Source organism: Micromonospora rosaria (assembly GCF_001567585.1).
Taxonomy (GTDB): Bacteria; Actinomycetota; Actinomycetes; order Mycobacteriales; family Micromonosporaceae; genus Micromonospora; species Micromonospora rosaria.
The window spans coordinates 18,242-34,955 of the sequence record NZ_LRQV01000070.1; the positions used below are offsets into that span (position 1 = coordinate 18,242).

17 protein-coding genes and 1 pseudogene are annotated in these 16,714 nt (G+C 71.6%); 10 read left to right on the top strand and 8 right to left on the bottom strand.

Annotated elements, in window-relative coordinates:
- Positions 1–35 precede the first annotated feature (35 nt).
- From AWW66_RS18655 to AWW66_RS18665, 3 genes are all read left to right on the top strand, one after another.
- Positions 36–1,175, top strand: coding sequence for a glycerate kinase family protein (locus AWW66_RS18655; protein WP_067367909.1), 1,140 nt, complete (start codon positions 36–38; stop codon positions 1,173–1,175).
- Positions 1,176–1,329: 154 nt separating this feature from the next.
- The gene (gene erpA / locus AWW66_RS18660; RefSeq protein WP_067367911.1) at positions 1,330–1,698 is read left to right on the top strand and encodes an iron-sulfur cluster insertion protein ErpA; all 369 of its coding nucleotides are present in this window, start codon (positions 1,330–1,332) and stop codon (positions 1,696–1,698) included.
- A 202-nt stretch (positions 1,699–1,900) separates the two neighbouring features.
- Positions 1,901–2,878, top strand: coding sequence for a carbohydrate kinase family protein (locus AWW66_RS18665; protein WP_067367912.1), 978 nt, complete (start codon positions 1,901–1,903; stop codon positions 2,876–2,878).
- A gap of 233 nt (positions 2,879–3,111) precedes the next feature.
- Here AWW66_RS18665 and AWW66_RS18670 read toward each other — a convergent pair whose 3' ends face one another.
- Together AWW66_RS18670 and AWW66_RS18675 are read right to left on the bottom strand one after the other, a co-directional pair.
- A complete protein-coding gene (locus AWW66_RS18670; RefSeq protein ID WP_067367915.1) occupies positions 3,112–3,345 on the bottom strand; it encodes a sulfurtransferase TusA family protein in 234 nt (77 codons plus the stop codon).
- A complete protein-coding gene (locus tag AWW66_RS18675; protein ID WP_067367918.1) occupies positions 3,342–4,493 on the bottom strand; it encodes a cysteine desulfurase family protein in 1,152 nt (383 codons plus the stop codon). Before AWW66_RS18675 ends, AWW66_RS18670 begins: the two co-directional genes overlap by 4 nt.
- Positions 4,494–4,666: 173 nt before the next feature.
- Between AWW66_RS18675 and ctaC the strand changes: the two genes are divergently transcribed.
- Both ctaC and AWW66_RS18685 read left to right on the top strand, forming a co-directional pair.
- Entirely contained in the window at positions 4,667–5,638 is a 972-nt protein-coding gene (ctaC, locus tag AWW66_RS18680; protein ID WP_067367920.1) for an aa3-type cytochrome oxidase subunit II, read from the top strand.
- An 11-nt stretch (positions 5,639–5,649) separates the two neighbouring features.
- Complete coding sequence (locus AWW66_RS18685; protein ID WP_067367922.1) at positions 5,650–6,075, top strand: cytochrome c oxidase subunit 4; 426 nt, start codon at positions 5,650–5,652, stop codon at positions 6,073–6,075.
- 151 nt (positions 6,076–6,226) lie between these two features.
- Here AWW66_RS18685 and AWW66_RS18690 read toward each other — a convergent pair whose 3' ends face one another.
- The 4 genes from AWW66_RS18690 to AWW66_RS18705 form a co-directional block, all read right to left on the bottom strand.
- Positions 6,227–6,508, bottom strand: a complete 282-nt coding sequence (locus tag AWW66_RS18690) for a hypothetical protein (protein WP_067367931.1) — start codon at positions 6,506–6,508, stop codon at positions 6,227–6,229.
- A 288-nt stretch (positions 6,509–6,796) separates the two neighbouring features.
- Entirely contained in the window at positions 6,797–7,843 is a 1,047-nt protein-coding gene (trpD, locus tag AWW66_RS18695; protein WP_067367934.1) for an anthranilate phosphoribosyltransferase, read from the bottom strand.
- An 83-nt stretch (positions 7,844–7,926) separates the two neighbouring features.
- Positions 7,927–8,322: a hypothetical protein gene (locus AWW66_RS18700; RefSeq protein WP_067367935.1), complete on the bottom strand. Its 396-nt coding sequence runs from the start codon at positions 8,320–8,322 to the stop codon at positions 7,927–7,929.
- 94 nt (positions 8,323–8,416) lie between these two features.
- A complete protein-coding gene (locus AWW66_RS18705) occupies positions 8,417–9,394 on the bottom strand; it encodes a cytochrome c oxidase assembly protein (protein ID WP_396890573.1) in 978 nt (325 codons plus the stop codon).
- Between the two features lie 108 nt (positions 9,395–9,502).
- On the opposite strand from AWW66_RS18705, the gene ctaE reads away from it, so the two are divergent.
- The 5 genes from ctaE (at position 9,503) to AWW66_RS18730 (ending at position 14,731) form a co-directional block, all read left to right on the top strand.
- Positions 9,503–10,102 carry an aa3-type cytochrome oxidase subunit III gene (ctaE, locus tag AWW66_RS18710; protein WP_067367938.1) on the top strand — a complete coding sequence of 200 codons (600 nt, stop codon included), beginning with the start codon at positions 9,503–9,505 and terminating at the stop codon, positions 10,100–10,102.
- Positions 10,103–10,174: 72 nt separating this feature from the next.
- Positions 10,175–11,011 carry a cytochrome bc1 complex diheme cytochrome c subunit gene (qcrC, locus tag AWW66_RS18715; protein ID WP_067367943.1) on the top strand — a complete coding sequence of 279 codons (837 nt, stop codon included), beginning with the start codon at positions 10,175–10,177 and terminating at the stop codon, positions 11,009–11,011.
- Between the two features lie 67 nt (positions 11,012–11,078).
- Entirely contained in the window at positions 11,079–12,158 is a 1,080-nt protein-coding gene (gene qcrA, locus AWW66_RS18720) for a cytochrome bc1 complex Rieske iron-sulfur subunit (RefSeq protein WP_067367946.1), read from the top strand.
- Positions 12,155–13,768 (top strand): cytochrome bc1 complex cytochrome b subunit, encoded by a 1,614-nt coding sequence (gene qcrB, locus AWW66_RS18725; RefSeq protein WP_067367948.1) that lies wholly within the window; start codon positions 12,155–12,157, stop codon positions 13,766–13,768. Before qcrA ends, qcrB begins: the two co-directional genes overlap by 4 nt.
- A 285-nt stretch (positions 13,769–14,053) precedes the next feature.
- Complete coding sequence (locus AWW66_RS18730) at positions 14,054–14,731, top strand: DUF4142 domain-containing protein (RefSeq protein WP_067367951.1); 678 nt, start codon at positions 14,054–14,056, stop codon at positions 14,729–14,731.
- Between the two features lie 95 nt (positions 14,732–14,826).
- Here the strand turns inward: AWW66_RS18730 and AWW66_RS18735 are convergent, their stop codons facing one another.
- Both AWW66_RS18735 and AWW66_RS36600 read right to left on the bottom strand, forming a co-directional pair.
- A complete protein-coding gene (locus tag AWW66_RS18735) occupies positions 14,827–15,348 on the bottom strand; it encodes an NUDIX domain-containing protein (RefSeq protein ID WP_083978617.1) in 522 nt (173 codons plus the stop codon).
- A 31-nt stretch (positions 15,349–15,379) separates the two neighbouring features.
- A pseudogene (locus AWW66_RS36600) lies at positions 15,380–16,644 on the bottom strand (NsdA family TPR-like regulatory protein).
- Between the last annotated feature and the right edge of the window lie 70 nt (positions 16,645–16,714).

The window sequence follows — 16,714 nt, forward strand, 5'->3', positions numbered from 1 at the left end:
GAACTTCTACCGCTGTGGCCTGCCACACTGCTCGGATGCGCGTGCTGCTCTGTCCGGACAAGTTCGCCGGCACCCTGCCGGCTCAGGAGGTGGCCGTCGCGGTCGCCGAGGGCTGGCGGGAGGTGGCCGAGGGCGACGAGCTGGTGGTTCGGCCGCTGGCCGACGGCGGTCCCGGCTTCGTCGCGGTGCTCGCCGAGGCGCTCGGCGGGCGGCGGCTGCCGGTGTCGACCGTCGACCCGCTGGGCCGCCCGGCCGCCGGTGAGATCCTGCTCACCGCCGACGGCTCCACCGCGTACCTGGAGAGCGCCCAGGCGTGCGGGCTGCACCTGCTCGACCCCGCCGAACGCGACCCGAAGGCCACCACCTCGTACGGGCTGGGGCTGCTGGTCACCGCCGCCGTGGAGAGCGGCGCCCGGACGGTGGTGATCGGGCTGGGCGGCTCCGCCACCAACGACGCCGGGGCCGGGATGCTCGCCGCGCTGGGCGCGACCCCGCTGGACGGGACCGGCCTCGCCCTGCCGTACGGCGGAGCGGCGCTGGCCGCCGTGGCCGCGCTGGACGGTACCCCCCGGCTGCGCGGCGCGACCCTGGTGGCCGCCACCGACGTCGACAACCCGCTGCTCGGGCTGCACGGGGCCAGCAACGTGTACGGCCCGCAGAAGGGGGCGAGCCGGGAGGACGTCCTGCTGCTCGACGCCGCCCTGGAGCGCTTCGCCGCCGTACTCGAGAAGGACCTGCCGGGGTGCCCGCCGCAGCTCGGCGCGCTGCCCGGTGGGGGAGCGGCCGGCGGGCTGGGCGCGGCGGTGCTCGCCCTCGGCGGTCGCTGCGAGTCCGGTATCGGGCTGGTCACCCGGGCGATCGGCCTGGACGCCGCGCTCGACGCGTGCGACCTGGTGATCACCGGAGAGGGCTCCTTCGACCACCAGTCGCTGCGCGGCAAGGTGGTGGCCGGGGTGGCCGGCGCCGCCCGGGACCGGGGGGTGCCCTGCGTGGTGGTCGCCGGGCGGGTCAGCACCGGCCGCCGGGAGGCCGCCTCGGCCGGGGTGACCGACGCGTACAGTCTGGTGGAGCACTTCGGCGGGGAGGAGCGCGGCGGGGTCGAGGCGGCCATGGGCCGGCCCGCCGAGGGGCTGCGCGAGCTGGGCGCGCGGCTGGCCCGGCAGTGGAGCCGGTGAGCTGGGCCACCCCCGCGGGCGGCTGCCCGCTGCCCGGGTGGCGACGCCCGGGGCGGGCCTACAATCGAACACGGACCGCAGTGGGAATCACTGGACCGGCGGGTGACGTTGGCCAGGACGACGACCACACCTACGCGTGCAGGGAGAATTCCACGTGACCACGCCAGCGCAGACCGAGTCGACCGAGGCCAAGGCCCCCACGTCCGTCGTCCTCACCGACGTCGCGGCGCAGAAGGTCAAGGCCCTGATCGAGCAGGAGGGCCGCGACGACCTGCGGCTGCGGGTCGCCGTGCAGCCGGGCGGCTGCTCCGGCCTGCGGTACCAGCTCTTCTTCGACGAGCGGTCGCTCGACGGTGACGTCGTCAGCGACTTCGGCGGCGTCGAGGTCGTCGTCGACCGGATGAGCGCCCCCTACCTGGCCGGGGCGACCATCGACTTCGCCGACCGGATCGACGCCCAGGGCTTCACCATCGACAACCCGAACGCGGGCAACTCCTGCGCCTGCGGCGACTCGTTCAGCTGAGTCGACGCGCACCAGCCGACACGGCGGAGCCACCCCGGGCGGGGTGGCTCCGCCGTTCGCCGTCGGGGGCCGTCCCATTTCCGCCACCGGTCGTTCCTACGGCGACCTGGGCAAGTCCGGCCCGCTCCGCACGAGGCCGTCCGGTTTCCCGGGCGGACCGGTAGGCTGACCCGCGCCGTGCTGCCGACCGTCGAGGGTTGACATGAAGATCGCCGTTACCGGCTCGATCGCCACCGACCACCTGATGAGCTTCCCCGGTCGGTTCGCCGACCAGTTCATCGCGGATCAACTGGACAAGGTGTCGCTCTCCTTCCTCGTGGACGACCTGGTCGTCCGCCGGGGTGGGGTGGCGGCGAACATCGCCTTCGGGATGGGCCAGCTCGGTCTGCGCCCGGTGCTGCTCGGGGCGGTGGGCGCGGACTTCGCCGACTACCGCTCCTGGCTGGAGCGCCACGGCGTGGACTGTGACTCGGTACACGTCAGCGAGGTGGCGCACACCGCCCGCTTCGTCTGCACCACCGACACCGACATGTGCCAGATCGCCTCGTTCTACGCCGGGGCGATGGCCGAGGCGCGCAACATCGAGATCGCGCCCGTGGCGCAGCGGCTCGACGGGCTGGACCTGGTCCTGGTGGGCGCGAACGACCCGGCGGCGATGCTGCGGCACTCCGCCGAGTGCCGGGAGCGCGGGTACGCCTTCGTCGCGGACCCCTCCCAGCAGCTCGCCCGGATGGAGGGCTCGGACGTGGTCGGGCTGATCGACGGCGCCGAGTACCTGATGACCAACGACTACGAGAAGTCCCTGCTGCAGAGCAAGGCCGGGCTCTCCGACGCCCAGCTGCTCGACCTGGTCAAGGTCCGGGTCACCACGCTCGGCAAGAACGGTGTGGAGATCGTCGGCCGGGACGTCGAGCGGATCCACGTGCCGATCGCCCGGGAGGCCCGCGCGGTCGACCCGACCGGGGTCGGTGACGGGTTCCGGGCCGGCTTCTTCGCCGCCCTCTCCTGGGGGCTGGGCCTGGAGCGGGCCGCCCAGGTCGGCTCCCTGCTGGCCGCCCTGGTCCTGGAGACCGTCGGCACCCAGGAGTACGAGGTCCGCCGGGACCTGTTCGTCAAGCGCCTCGCCGAGTCGTACGGCGACGCCGCCGCCGACGAGGTCCGCCCCCACCTGCTCCCCTGACCCACTCCCGCCCCGCCCCGCGCTGCCCCGCCCCCGGCGTCGTCCTGCCCCGCCGCCCGCCCCCCGCGATCGTGCAGTGGGGGCCCCGACAAGTGCCGCATATGTGACATGTCGTCGGCCCGAACCGCATGATCGCGGGGACGGGGCTCGTACGCGGGCGGGGCGGTCAGCGGGTGGGGGTGCGGTGAGAGGGGGACCCTTCTCTACCGTAGGCGTTAATAAGGTGCCCTTCCTTACACCGAGCGGCGGACGTCGTAGCCGGGGCCGTCCGGGCCGGTGATCCTGCCGACGAACTCCTGCCCGCGCATCCGGCACCAGGCGGGGATGTCCACCGCCGCCGCCGGGTCGTCGGCGAGCACCCGCACCACCGTGCCCACCGGCAGTTCGGGCAGCCGGCGGGCGACCGCGATCACCGGCAGCGGGCAGCGCTGGCCCCGGCAGTCGAGGAGCTCGGCGGGGACGGTCACAGCCCCACCACCCCCGCCTCGGCGCGCAGCTCCGCGATCACCTGGGGCAGTTCGGCGAGGAACCGGTCCACCTCCGCCGCCGTGGTCTCCCGGTGCAGGCTGACCCGGACGTTGCCGTGCGAGAGCACCCCCATCGCCTCCAGCACGTGGGAGGGGCGCAGCGTCGAGGAGGTGCACGAGGAGCCGGAGGAGACCGCGAAGCCCCGCCGGTCCAGCGCGTGCAGCAGCGCCTCCCCGTCGACGTACAGGCAGGAGAAGGTGACCAGGTGGGGCAGCCGCTCCACCGGGTCGCCGACCACCTCGACGTCGGGCACCTCGGCGGCGACCCGGGCCCGGATCAGGTCCACCAGCGGGGCCAGCCGGGCCGCCTCCGCCGCCGCGTCGGCCGCCACCGCGCGCAGGCTCGCCGCCGCGGCCACCACCGCCGGCAGGTTCACCACCCCCGGGGTACGCCCGGCCTCCCGCTCGTCGGCCGGCCAGGGCGACTCCCAGCGGGTGCCCTTGCGGACCACCAGCAGGCCCACCCCGGGTGGCCCGCCCCACTTGTGCGCGCTGGCGGTCAGGATCGACCAGCCCGCGGGCACCGGCAGCCGGCCGACCACCTGGGCGGCGTCGACGGCCAGCGGTACCCCGGCGGCGGCGCAGGCCGCCCCCGCCTCGGCGACCGGCTGGACGGTGCCCACCTCGTGGCTCGCGGCGATCAGCGCGGCCACCGCCACCCCGGGCGCGGCCACCGCCGCCGACCAGGCGTCGCGGTCCAGCCGGCCGAGCCGGTCCACCGGCACCGATACCGCCGTGCCGCCGTCGGCGACGTGCCGCTGCGCGGCGTGCAGCACCGCCGAGTGCTCGATCGCCGAGTGCACCAGGGTGTCCCCGGCCCGGCGTCGCCCGGCCAGGCCGCCGAGGACGGCGGAGTGCGCGGCGGCCGTACCACCAGGGGTGAAGGAGAGTTCGTCGGGGCGGACGCCGAGGGTCTGCGCGGTGGCCTCCCGGGCGGCGTCGAGGAGTTGCCGGGCCCGGCGGGCGCGGGCGTAGAGCTTGGCCGGGTCTGCCCAGCCGTCGTCGAGCGCGGCCAGCAGTGCCTGTCGGGCGACCGGATGCAGCGGCGCGGCGGTGGCCGCGTCCAGGTAGACCGGGGGAGCGCTCACGGAAGGCAACGCTACCGCGCGGAGGCGTCGCAAGATCCCCCGACGGGGCGGACGACGACCCCCAAGGCCGTCGAGTCCCTCTAGGTCGAGTAATCTGCGACCGTCGGTGACGCCTTTGCCGCCGGTGTCCTGGGGGAATCCCACACCGCGGCGCGCTAGGGAGGCAGGACCAGGTGGTCGCAAGGAGTTCGGAGGTACGGCCCTCGGCCGTACGGCACAACGCTTCTCCGGGAGCCGGTCGGCGCCGGCGGCGTGGTGCTGGTCGGGTCGCCGGGCTCGGCCTCGGAGCGGTGGCGCTGCTGGTCACGCTCACCGGCTGCGACGTCGGGGGCGCCTTCGGCGGCTTCGGCTGGCCGCAGGGCGGCATCACGCCGGAGTCCCGCCGGATGTACGACCTCTGGATCGCCTCCTGCATCGCGGCGCTCGCCGTCGGTGTCTTCGTCTGGGGCCTGATCTTCTGGTGCGTGGTGCGCTACCGGAAGCGGGGCAACGAGCTGCCGGTGCAGACCCGGTACAACCTGCCGATGGAGTTCCTCTACACCATCGCGCCGATCCTCGTCGTCTCGGTGCTCTTCTACTACACGGCGGTCGTGCAGACCGACGTGAACAAGGAGTCGGCGAACCCCGACGTCACCGTCGAGGTCGTCGCCTTCAAGTGGAACTGGCAGTTCAACTACCGCGACGGCCAGGGCGAGGACGCCAACACCGTGGCGTCGGTGCTCGGCACCAGCGAGGTCATCCCGGTGCTCGTGCTGCCGACCGAGCGGTCGATCCGCTTCGAGGAGACCAGCCGCGACGTCATCCACTCGTTCTGGGTGCCGGAGCTGCTGTTCAAGCGGGACGTCTTCCCCGGCAAGATCCGTAACTCGTTCGAGGTCTCGGAGCTGCTCCAGGAGGGCGCGTACGTCGGGCGCTGCGCCGAGCTGTGCGGCAGCTACCACGCCTTCATGAACTTCGAGCTGCGCGTCGTCTCGCCCGAGCGGTACGAGCAGTTCCTCGCCGCCAAGCAGGACGGTCGGTCGACGCAGGAGGCCCTCCAGGCCATCGGTGAGGAGCCCCTGGCCACGACCACGAAGCCGTTCGACACGCGCCGGACGGCGAGCAACTTCAACCCGGACAACGCTCCGGCCGGCGCGGGAAGCTGAGGGGTACGCCCATGAAGACCGAGTGGCGGATCTTCCTGATCATCGCTGTCTTCCTGGCCGGCACCGCCGTGCTCTACGGCGCGTGGACGGCCGGGGAGACCGGGCACATCGAGTGGATCGGCACCACCGCCCTGACGCTCTCCTTCCTGCTCTGCGCGATGTGCGGCGGCTTCTTCTGGTTCGTCTCCCGCCGCATCGAGCTGCGCCCGGAGGACCGGCCGGACGCGGAGATCGCCGACGGCGCGGGTGAGGTCGGCTTCTTCAGCCCGGGTAGCTACTGGCCGTTCGGCCTGGCCCTGGCCGCCTCGATCGCCGGTCTCGGGCTGGTGTTCTGGCAGCTCTGGCTGATCGGGATGGGGCTGGTCCTGGTCATCTTCGCCGTCTCCGGCCTCCTCTTCGAGTACTACAGCGGCACCCGGCGGACCGCCGAGCACTGACCGGCCCCGCCGCGTCGTCCACGTCGAAGCCCGCGCCCCGATCCGGGGGCGCGGGCTTCGACGTGTCGGCGGTGACAGCCGTCGGCCGGTCCGGCCGTGTGGCGGGCTGGCCGGCCGGTCCGGCGGCGTGACGGGCTGGCTGGCCGGCCGGTCAGGCGGCGTGGCGGGGGGAACCGGGTCGGGTGGTGGCGCGGGTCCGGCCGCCGACCGGGGAGCCGGCGGGCGGTTGCCGCCGGGTAGCCGGTCGGGGCGCGAGACCGGGCGGGGCGCCGAGGAGCAGCGCCGCGCCGCAGCGGGTGCAGGCCCGTTCGGGGCAGTCGGCGCCGTGGCCGTCGCGGCACGGCGGCGCCTCGAAACGCTGGACGCTCCCGCAGGTGTCGCAGTGGAACTCCTGGTCCGACACGTGCTCCGCCTCCTCGCTCCGCCGGCCCACCGGCCGGACCGCGCCTGCGCGTCAGGGTCGGGCGGGCGGCGGGGCTCAGCGGGTCACCCGGCGAACGGCCTGGTGGACGGCCCGGATCCGACGCGGCGGCGCGGGAACTACTCCCGTGTAGTTTCGCACGCGGGTCGGACAGTCGCCCGGCCCGGCCTGGTGGACCGCCCGGCCTGCAACCGCCCGGCCCGGGAGTGCGCCCGCCGTCGATCGGCGGCCGGCGTCGACCGGGTGGCAGCCGCCCGGCCGTCGACCGGTGGGGCGGTAGCCGGTCCGGGGCGGGGTGGGTCAGGCGGAGCGGGCGGTCTCGATCCAGCGGTCCAGGGTGCGCGCGGCGGACCCGGAGTCGATGGACTCGGCGGCCCGGACCATGCCGGCGCGCAGCGCCTCGGTCAGGTCGCCGTCCAACGGCCCCTGGGTGGCCACCGCCACCGCCGCGTTCACCAGTACGGCGTCGCGGACCGGGCCCGGCTCGCCGGCCAGCAGCCGTCGGGCCACGTCCGCGTTGTACGCGGCGTCACCACCCCGCAGGTCGCCGGGGGTGGACCGGGGCACCCCGAGGTCGACCGCGTCGAGCAGGGCCGCTCTGACGGTGCCGTTCTGGGCCACCCAGACCCGGGTCGGCGCGGCGGTGGTGAACTCGTCCAGGCCGTCCTCGCCGCGCATCACCACCGCCGAGTCGCCCCGGGCGGCGAAGACGCCGGCCATCACCGGCGCCATCCGCAGGTCGAAGCAGCCGATCGCGCCGGAGCGGGGCCGGGCCGGGTTGGCCAGCGGGCCGAGGAAGTTGAACGCGGTCGGCACGCCCAACTCGCGCCGGACCGGGCCGGCGTGCCGGAAACCCGGGTGGAACCGGGGGGCGAAGCAGAAGCCGATGCCGGCCTCGACGACGCAGTGGGCCACCTGCGCGGGGTCGAGGTCGAGCGGGACGCCGAGGAACTCCAGCAGGTCGGCGGTGCCGCAGGAGGACGAGGCGGCCCGGTTGCCGTGCTTGACCACCCGTACTCCGGCGCCGGCCACCACCAGGGCGGTCATCGTGGAGATGTTCACCGTGTGGGCGAGGTCACCGCCGGTGCCGACCACGTCGATCGCGGTGGCCCGGATCTCCTCGGGCAGCTCGACCGGGACCGCGCGGGTCAGCATCGCCTCGACCAGGCCGGCCAGCTCGGCCGAGGTCTCGCCCTTGGCCCGCAGCGCGGTGGCGAAGCCGGCGATCTGGGCCGGGGTGGCCGCACCGGACATGATCTCGCCCATCGCCCATTCGGTGTCGGCGGTGGCGAGTTCCTCCGCCCGCAGCAGCGTGGCGATCAGGTGCGGCCAGGTCCGTTCGCCCATGGTGGGCCTCCCGAGCGGGCGTGGGGTGCGGGGTGTGGTGGGGTACGGGGCCGCGCGGCGACGGACCGCGCCGGCCGGCGCGCTCAGGCCGGGGCGTGGGCGCGGAGCAGCTCGGCGACCGTCGCGCCGGTGGTCACCGGGTCGAGCGGGTGCACCAGCGTGGCCTCGACCTGGGCGTACGCGGCGAGCCAGCGGTCCGCCGAGCGGGCGATCACCAGGCAGACGGGGGGCGTGTCGTCCCGGTCGTCCTTGATCTGGCGGGCGATGCCGATGCCGCCGGCCGGGGTCGCCTCACCGTCGAGCAGCAGCAGGTGGATCTCGTAGTCGTCGAACAGCCGGATGCACTCGTCGTAGCTGGCGGCGTCGACGAACTCGACCCTGAGGCCGGGCGCGGGCCGGGTGCCGACGGCGAGCCGCATCTGGTCGCGGACCCGCGGGTCGTCGCTGTAGAGCAGGACGGTGTAAAGACGATCGCTCATCGCTGGCTGGCTCCCACGTCGTAGCTGCCCGCCGATCGTACCGGTCGGTGTGTCCGGGGCGACGTCCCGCCCGGGGCGGACCGCCGGCGGCCGGTCACCCGACGGACTGCGCGGCCCGTTCCCGGGCCTCCTGGCGATCGAGTTCGCGGTCGATCCGGCGGGCCTCCCGTTCGGACTGGCGCACCCACTGGACGACCAGCACGGCGAGCATCGTCACACTGACGAACTCGCCACCGGCCCAGAGGATGCCGCCGGCCACCACCTGGTCCTCCCAGGGGTCCGCCCAGCCGAGGTTGAGCGAGGGGTACCAGTCGCCGCCGAAGAGCGTGCTGCTCTGCATGATGGTGAGCCCGAGCACGGTGTGGAACGGCACCGACAGCAGCATCAGCAGCGCCCGGCCGGGGTACGGCCAGCGGGTCGGCAGCGGGTCGAGGCCGAGCAGCGGCCAGAAGAACACGCAGCCGGTCATGATGAAGTGCGCGTGCACCACCTCGTGCGCCCAGGCGTGCTCCAGCGTGTAGCGGTACAGGTCGGTGAAGTAGAGCACGAACGGGTTCACCACGAAGATGGCGAACGCCACCAGCGGGTAGCTGTAGATCTTGGCGACCCGGCTGTGCAGCACGGCCAGCAGGCGCTTGCGCGGCCGGACCGGCAGGGTGCGCAGGGCCAGCGTGATCGGCGCGCCGAGGGCCAGGAAGATCGGCGCGACCATGGAGAGCACCATGTGCTGGACCATGTGCACCGACAACAGCGTGGTGTCGTAGGCGTGCAGCCCGCTGACGGTGACCGAGGCGATCCCGCCCAGCCCCGGCCCGAGGAAGAAGATCGTCCGGGCCACCGGCCACCGGTCGCCGCGCATCCGCAGCCGGTACACGCCGTAGAGGTAGAGCCCGGCGGCGAGGACCAGCCCGAGCGCCAGCCAACTGTCCAGCCGGGTCTCGGTGAACACGGCGGTGACGCTGAACGGCGGGGGGCCCGGTTCGGCGGGGGCGGCGAGCCCCGCCACCGGCGGGGCGGGGGCCGCGCCCACCGCCGCGCGGAGGGCGCTGAAGATCGGATCGACGTGCAGCACGCTTTTCAGGCTAGGCCAGGCGAAGCGGACCTGGTCCGGGGGGCCACGATAGGCGTCGGATCTCGACCCCGCTGATCGCCGGTCCATGTCACGGGCAATAATGACCGCGTGACTGCGGCCCCAGCCATTGACAAGAGCCGGATCCACTCCCTGACCCGACCCAACATGGTCAGCGTGGGGACGATCGTCTGGCTCTCCAGCGAACTCATGTTCTTCGCGGCGCTCTTCGCGATGTACTTCTCCATCCGCGCGGCGGCACCGGAGCAGTGGGCGGAGCACACCCAGGTGCTCGACGTGCGCTACGCGACCATCTTCACGGTGATCCTGGTCGCGTCCTCGATCACCTGCCAGCTCGGTGTGTTCGCCGCCGAGAAGGGCGACGTGCACGCCCTGCGGCGCTGGTTCACGATCACCTTCGTGATGGGCCTGATCTTCATCATCGGCCAGGTCAACGAGTACGTGACCCTGGTCGGTCACGGCGTCAAGATCAACGGAGACGGGTACGGGTCGGTCTTCTACCTGACCACCGGCTTCCACGGCCTGCACGTCGCCGGTGGTCTCGTCGCCTTCCTCATCTTCATGGTCCGCACCACCATGGGCCGGTTCACCCCGGCCCAGGCCACCTCCGCGATCGTCGTGTCGTACTACTGGCACTTCGTCGACGTGGTGTGGATCGGGCTCTACGGCATGATCTACTGGCTCCAGTGATCTTGGCGTCGCCGCCGACCGCGCCGCCGCTCCCTTCCTGAGACAAGGTCCCCCCGGTTAAGGACACAGGTCATGACTTCTGACAACGACCGCCGACGCGGTCTGCTCGGGCGGTTTCGCCGCGAGCGGTCCGCACCGCCCAGCAGGGGCCGTCGCCGGCTGGGCGCTGCGGTCCGGATGATCGCCGCGCTGGCGCTGGCCGGCGGCGCGTACACCCTCTTCGCCCCCGGCGTGCAGGCGCAGGAAAACCCGCCGCTCACCGGCGCCGCGGCCGAGGGCAAGGCGCTGTTCGACGTGAGCTGTGTGACCTGTCACGGCCGCAACGCGCAGGGCGTCGAGGGGCGCGGGCCGAGCCTGGTCGGGGTCGGTGCCGCCTCGGTCGAGTTCCAGGTCAGCAGCGGCCGGATGCCGATGGCCCGGCAGGAGGCCCAGGCGGCCCGCAAGCCCCCGGTCTTCACCGACGAGCAGACCCGCCAGCTCGCCCAGTACGTCCAGGAGCTCGGTGGCGGTCCGATCGTCCCCGAGGGTGACCTCCAGCGGGGCGCCGACCTCGCCGTCGGCGGCGAGCTGTTCCGGATCAACTGCTCCCAGTGCCACGCCTTCGCCGGTGGCGGCGGCGCGCTCTCCTCGGGCAAGTACGCGCCGAGCCTGGCGCCGGCCAGCGACCGGCAGATCTACGCCGCGATGCTGAGCGGCCCGCAGAACATGCCGGTCTTCGGAGACAACCAGCTCTCGCCGGAGGAGAAGGCGGACATCATCGCCTACATCCAGCAGACCCTGAAGGCCGACCAGGACCCCGGCGGCTTCAACCTCGGTCGGTACGGGCCGTCCACCGAGGGGTTGGCCGTCTTCTTCGTGGGCATCGTGGCGCTCGTCTTCACCACGCTGTGGATTGCGGGTAAGTCGTGACCGAGTGGATTGTTGGTGGCAGTGCTGTGGTGCCGGGCACCGGCGCCGCCCGTAGGGAGGTGACGGCGTGAGCGCGAAGATCGACAGCCCGGCACCGCGCGAGCCTTTCGACATTGACGACCCCCGGCTGAGCCGGTTCGACATCGTCGAGGAGGGCGCCCGGCGGGACGACATCGAGATCGTCCACTACGAGCCGCAGGTCGTCCACGGCAGCAAGGCCGAGCGCCGGCTGACCCGCCTGGTCGCCGGGCTCTTCCTGCTGACCGGCGCGGCGTCGACGGCCTTCCTGATCATCTACATCTGGTGGCCGTGGGAGTACGCGCCGGGGCGCGGCGGGGACAAGTTCTACACCCCGCTGCTCGGGCTGACCCTCGGCGTCTCCCTGCTCGCCGTCGGGTTCGGCATCCTCATCTGGGGCAAGAAGCTGCTGCCCAAGGAGGTGTCGATCCAGGACCGGCACGAGGGACAGTACGACGCGGAGTCCGGTCGCATCGCCGGCGAGACCATGCTGTACATGGCCGACGAGCTGGGCGTACGGCGTCGTCCGCTGCTCGGCATCTCGCTGCTGGCCGGGCTCGTCCCGGTGACCGCGGTCGCCGCCGCCCCCCTGGTCGGCGGGTTGATCTCGGACCCGCACAAGAACAACCAGCTCGCCACGACCGGGTTCGCCCCGGTCGACGGCCAGCCGGTCCGGCTGATCCGTGAGGACGGCCGGCCGATCCGCCCGGCGGACATCAGCGCCGGTGGTCAGATCACCGTCTTCCCCGGCATCGACCACGGTGTCAGCAACCGGCACGCGGACTCGCCGACCCTGCTGATCCACCTGCGGGAGGACGACGCGCAGCGCTCCCGGGAGGCCAACGAGCGGGTCGGTCACGGCGACTACATGTGGGGCAACTACGTCGCCTTCTCCAAGATCTGCACGCACGCCGGCTGCCCCGCCAGCCTCTACGAGCAGCAGACCAACCGGTTGCTGTGCCCGTGCCACCAGTCGCAGTTCTTGATCACCGACAATGCGAAGCCGGTTTTCGGCCCGGCGAGCCGGCGACTGCCGCAGTTGCCGATCGAGGTCGATTCCGAGGGCTTCTTCGTCGCGAGATCCGATTACACTGAGGTCGTCGGCCCGGACTTCTGGGAGCGTCCATGAAGCGTCGCAAGCTTGATGTCGCCGCCATGCCGGGCAGGACGGCACGGGGGTTGGATGAGCGGTTCAACGGGGCGACCCCGCTCCGGAAACTGCTGAACAAGGTCTTCCCCGACCACTGGTCGTTCCTGCTCGGCGAGATCGCCCTCTTCTCGTTCATCATCCTGCTGCTCACCGGCGTCTTCCTGACGTTCTTCTACGAGCCGGCGTTGACCGAGGTCATCTACAACGGCAGCTACGCGCCGCTGCGGGGCACCCCGATGTCGGCCGCGTACGCCTCCAGCCTGAACATCTCGTTCGATGTTCGGGGTGGTCTGATCATGCGCCAGATGCACCACTGGTCGGCTCTGCTGTTCATGGCCGCCATCGTTGTGCACATGATGCGCATTTTCTTCACCGGCGCATTCCGGAAGCCGCGCGAGACCAACTGGATCATCGGTTCGCTGCTCTTCTGGGTCGGCTTCCTGGCCGGTTTCACCGGTTACTCGCTGCCGGACGACGGCCTCTCCGGCACCGGTCTGCGGATCGCCTCGGCGATCATGCTCTCCATCCCGGTGATCGGCACCTGGGTCACCTCGGCGATCTTCGACGGTGAGTTCCCCGGCACGATCATCATCAGCCGGTTCTTCATCGCCCACGTGCTGCTCATCCCGGCCCTGCTGGTGGCGCTGATCAGCGTGCACGTCGGGCTGGTGTTCACCCAGAAGCACACCCAGTGGCCCGGCCCCGGCCGGACCAACAACAACGTGGTGGGCGAGCGGATGTTCCCCCGCTACATCATCAAGCAGGGTGGCTTCTTCATGGTCATCTTCGGCGTGATCGCGCTGATGGGTGGCCTCTTCCAGATCAACCCGATCTGGTACTTCGGGCCGTACGAGGCGTGGGTGGTCTCGGCGGCCAGCCAGCCCGACTGGTACGTCATGTTCCTCGACGGCTCGACCCGACTCATGCCGGCCTGGGAGATACACATCCCGATCGGCGACGGGTACGTCATCCCACCGTTGTTCTGGCCCACCGTGGTGCTCCCCGGCATCCTGGTCGGACTCGCCGTGATGTACCCGTTCCTCGAGGCGCGGAGGACCAAGGACTACCGCAGCCACAACCTGCTCCAGCGGCCCCGGGACAACCCGTCCCGGACCGGCGTCGGCGCGATGGCCCTGACCTTCTACATCGTGCTGACCCTCTCCGGCGCCAACGACGTCATCGCGGACAAGTTCCACATCAGCCTGAACGCGATGACCTGGGCCGGCCGGATCGGCCTGCTGATCCTGCCGCCGCTGGCCTACTACATCACCCACCGCATCTGCCTGGGCCTGCAACAGCACGACCGCGAGGTGCTGGCCCACGGCGTGGAGACGGGCATCATCCGGCGGCTGCCGGACGGTCGCTTCGTCGAGGTGCACCAGCCGCTCAGCAGCGGCCACGAGGAGCTGGAGTACGCCGGCTGGGTGGTGCCCAAGAAGATGAACCGGCTCGGGGCCCTCGGCCCGGCGATCCGGGGCTTCTTCTACCCGATCGAGAAGCCGGCCGAGGCGCCGGTGTCGCCGGGGCACCCCCCGGTCGAGCCGCTGCCCGAGCGGGAGAAGATCGGCAGCGGCGACCAGCGCTCCTGACCACCGGGACCGACACGACGGCGCCCACCGGGGTTCACCCCCGGTGGGCGCCGTCGTCGCGTTCACCCCTTTCCGGGCCGTCGCGGTGGTGCCGGCCCCGTCCGGGGCCCCGCAGGCGCACTGGCCGCCCGTGACCACCGCGTCGGCGGGCGGCCGGCACGGTGCCGGTGTCGGGTGTGGGGCGGAAGCTCCGGTTGCGGCCCCCCGGCGGTGAGCCCGCGCAATCGCAGGAATATCCCGCCTCAGCCGGGTATCCGTGCGGTCCAACGAAAAAGGGGGGGAAACATGTTGGGTCTCAAACGCCTCGGTCTGCTGACCGCCCTGGTGGTGGTCGGACTGGCGCCCGCCGCGGCGGCGCAGGCCGCGGCGCAGCCGTCGACGCAGGACACCCAGTACCTGCAGGCGCTGCACCAGGTCAACCTGTACGAGGTCGCCGCGGGTGAGCTGGCCCAGAAGAAGGGCCAGAACCAGCAGGTCAAGGATCTGGGCCAGCAGTTCGTGACGGACCACACCACGCTCGACGAGTCGGTGAAGAACCTCGCCAAGCAGTTGAACGTCAACCTGCCGGGCAAGCCGACGGCCGACCAGCAGGACGTGCTGGACCGGCTCAACGGCCTCAGCGGGGCGGAGTTCGACAAGGCGTGGGTGACCACCGAGCTGGCCGGTCACGTCCAGGCGATCCAGGCCACCCAGACGGAGATCTCGCAGGGCTCCGAACAGTCGGTGGTCCAGTTGGCGCAGGACGCGCTGCCGGTCCTCCAGGCGCACTACGACGCGCTGGTGGCCCTGGCCCAGACCCTGGGCATCCCGGTCCCGCAGACCAGCGCCAGCGGTACGCCCAGCCCGGGTGGCACCGGCACGCCGGCTCCGGGTGGCACGGTGACCGAGACCCCGGCTCCGGGCGGCACCACCGAGTCGCCGGCCCCGGGGACCACCGAGGCCCCGGTTCCGACCGAGAGCTGACGCGCAGCGACACCGTGGCCGGTCCGTCCCACGGGGCGGGCCGGCCACCGCGTGTGCGCCGCCTGTCGGTGGGAATGGTGGCGGCCGTGCTGCTACTAGCCTCTCACCCTGCCGAATTCGGCGTACTTCACGTCGCCCTGGTTCAGCGCTTCCGTTGCCGAACGAAGCCGACGGGCCATGGAGGGCCGGAGCAGCGGTACGGCTTCGTCGTATCGAAGGAACTTCCGGCCGGTCAGCTCGGGATCGGTAGGCGCAATGCCGCTCGCGTCGTGCTCGTCAAGCTGACCACCATCGAAGATGAACATGATCCCGTCAGGCCAGACGCCATGAGCTGGTATCCAGTCGACCACCAGCAGTTGCATAGCGGGCAATTCCAGGCCGATTTCCTCCCGGACTTCGCGGCGACAGGCGTCCAGGGGTGACTCGTCGGCCTCGGCGATCCCGCCGGGTATGTCCAGGAAGGGCTTGTAGCCGGGGACCACGAAGAGCAGCCGACCGGCATCATCCCGGATGAGGGCTCCGCTCGCGACGCGCTTGCGTGGCAACCGGCTCGCGATACCCGGGTGGAACTCCTGCTCCGGCTCGCCCTCGGCGAGCATGTCCTCAGCCAGCGCCACGGGGCTACCGTACTGAAACATCGCTGGCTTCTCACCCCTCCAGCAGCAGATCCACCCGCCGCTCGAACTCCTCGACGGCGGCGACGTGGTGGTAGGGGGCAAGCTGCTTGCGGAGTTGCACGAGATGGTTCCGGGACCTCTGCGACGTCAGACCGGCAACCGACTCCACTGCCGTGGTGGCATACGACGCCGCCTGTTCGACATCGCCGTTCAGAAGCTCTGCCCGCGACAACTGGACCGCTCCGTAGACCCTTCTGCGGGCCTGGTCCGTGGTGGCGTTCCAGAGCAGTTGCAGCATGGCGCGGGCCTCGTCAGGCTTCCGTAGCTCGATCCAGCAGGTACCGGCATGGCTGGCGAACATCGCTTCGCTCCAGTGCCTCGCCCAGTCGGGTGATTCCCCGGGCCTCACGCGGTTGAAGCTGCCCTCCGCACGTCGCAGGGCTGCGGTGCAGCCTGCCTCGTCTCCGTGAGCAGCGTGGGCGCGTGCTTCGAGAATCGAAGCCTCGGTGACCGCCACCGGAGTCCCTGCGCGTTGGCTGGCGTCCCGGGCTACTCGGGCCAGTCGCAGTGCTTGATCGGGCCGCCGCAGATAGAGGGCCTGATCCGCCATGCTCGCCAGCACGTACGAGGCGTAGGCGAGATCACCGGCCGCCTCGGCGAACCTCAGGGCCTGGGTGAAGTACCGCTGCGAGAGTGACGTGACGTGTCGTAGGCCATCCACCCGACCAGTTCGCACAGGATGGCCGTCGCACTGAAAAGGTCACGTCCGACCGCTTGGGTCTTGGACGCTTTCAGGGCCGGAACGACGCGTTCCCGTAGGTACCGAAGCGCCATCAGGCGGCATTGCTCGCCACCGAGAAAACGGTCTAGCCTGTCAAGGTTCTCGGTCATCGTGCGGACCTCGGCTACGTCCTGCGAGGTCACCTTCGATCCGCTAAGCCGAAGGTCGGCAAGCGACTCACCGAACAACCAATCGAGGCACGCCGCGTTCAACGCGTCCGGCATGTACTTGCCGAGGATGACCGCACTGTGCTTCATCTCGTCGAAGCGTGCAAGCTCACCGAGCGCACTCGTGGCCGACTCCAACGATCCGAGGTACGCGAGACCGATGTCGGACCTGACATGTTCGGTGCCGCCGCCCAGGCCGAGTTCGTCCGGGCTTTTGCCGTAGGCCTCGCAGAGCAGCAGACGGTATGGGTCCGAGGCGTCGCGCGCACCGCTCTCCCAGGCCGAAATCATGCGAAGCAGGCTCGTCCGGTTGGCAAGGTGGTGCCGCCCCTTGGCCAACCGCTCCACCTCATGGGCGAGTGTCGGCTCCGCCTGAAAACTGACCCCGTGGTTCCGGCTGAATTTTGACCCCTTCCGG

What these genes read in the sequence shown, in the direction of transcription:
- AWW66_RS18655 (WP_067367909.1), top strand. Translation starts at nt 36, where the DNA reads ATGCGCGTGCTGCTCTGTCCGGACAAGTTCGCCGGCACCCTGCCGGCT.
- AWW66_RS18665 (WP_067367912.1), top strand. Translation starts at nt 1,901, where the DNA reads ATGAAGATCGCCGTTACCGGCTCGATCGCCACCGACCACCTGATGAGC.
- AWW66_RS18685 (WP_067367922.1), top strand. Translation starts at nt 5,650, where the DNA reads ATGAAGACCGAGTGGCGGATCTTCCTGATCATCGCTGTCTTCCTGGCC.
- trpD (WP_067367934.1), bottom strand. Translation starts at nt 7,843, where the DNA reads ATGGGCGAACGGACCTGGCCGCACCTGATCGCCACGCTGCTGCGGGCG.
- AWW66_RS18700 (WP_067367935.1), bottom strand. Translation starts at nt 8,322, where the DNA reads ATGAGCGATCGTCTTTACACCGTCCTGCTCTACAGCGACGACCCGCGG.
- qcrC (WP_067367943.1), top strand. Translation starts at nt 10,175, where the DNA reads ATGACTTCTGACAACGACCGCCGACGCGGTCTGCTCGGGCGGTTTCGC.
- qcrB (WP_067367948.1), top strand. Translation starts at nt 12,155, where the DNA reads ATGAAGCGTCGCAAGCTTGATGTCGCCGCCATGCCGGGCAGGACGGCA.
- AWW66_RS18730 (WP_067367951.1), top strand. Translation starts at nt 14,054, where the DNA reads ATGTTGGGTCTCAAACGCCTCGGTCTGCTGACCGCCCTGGTGGTGGTC.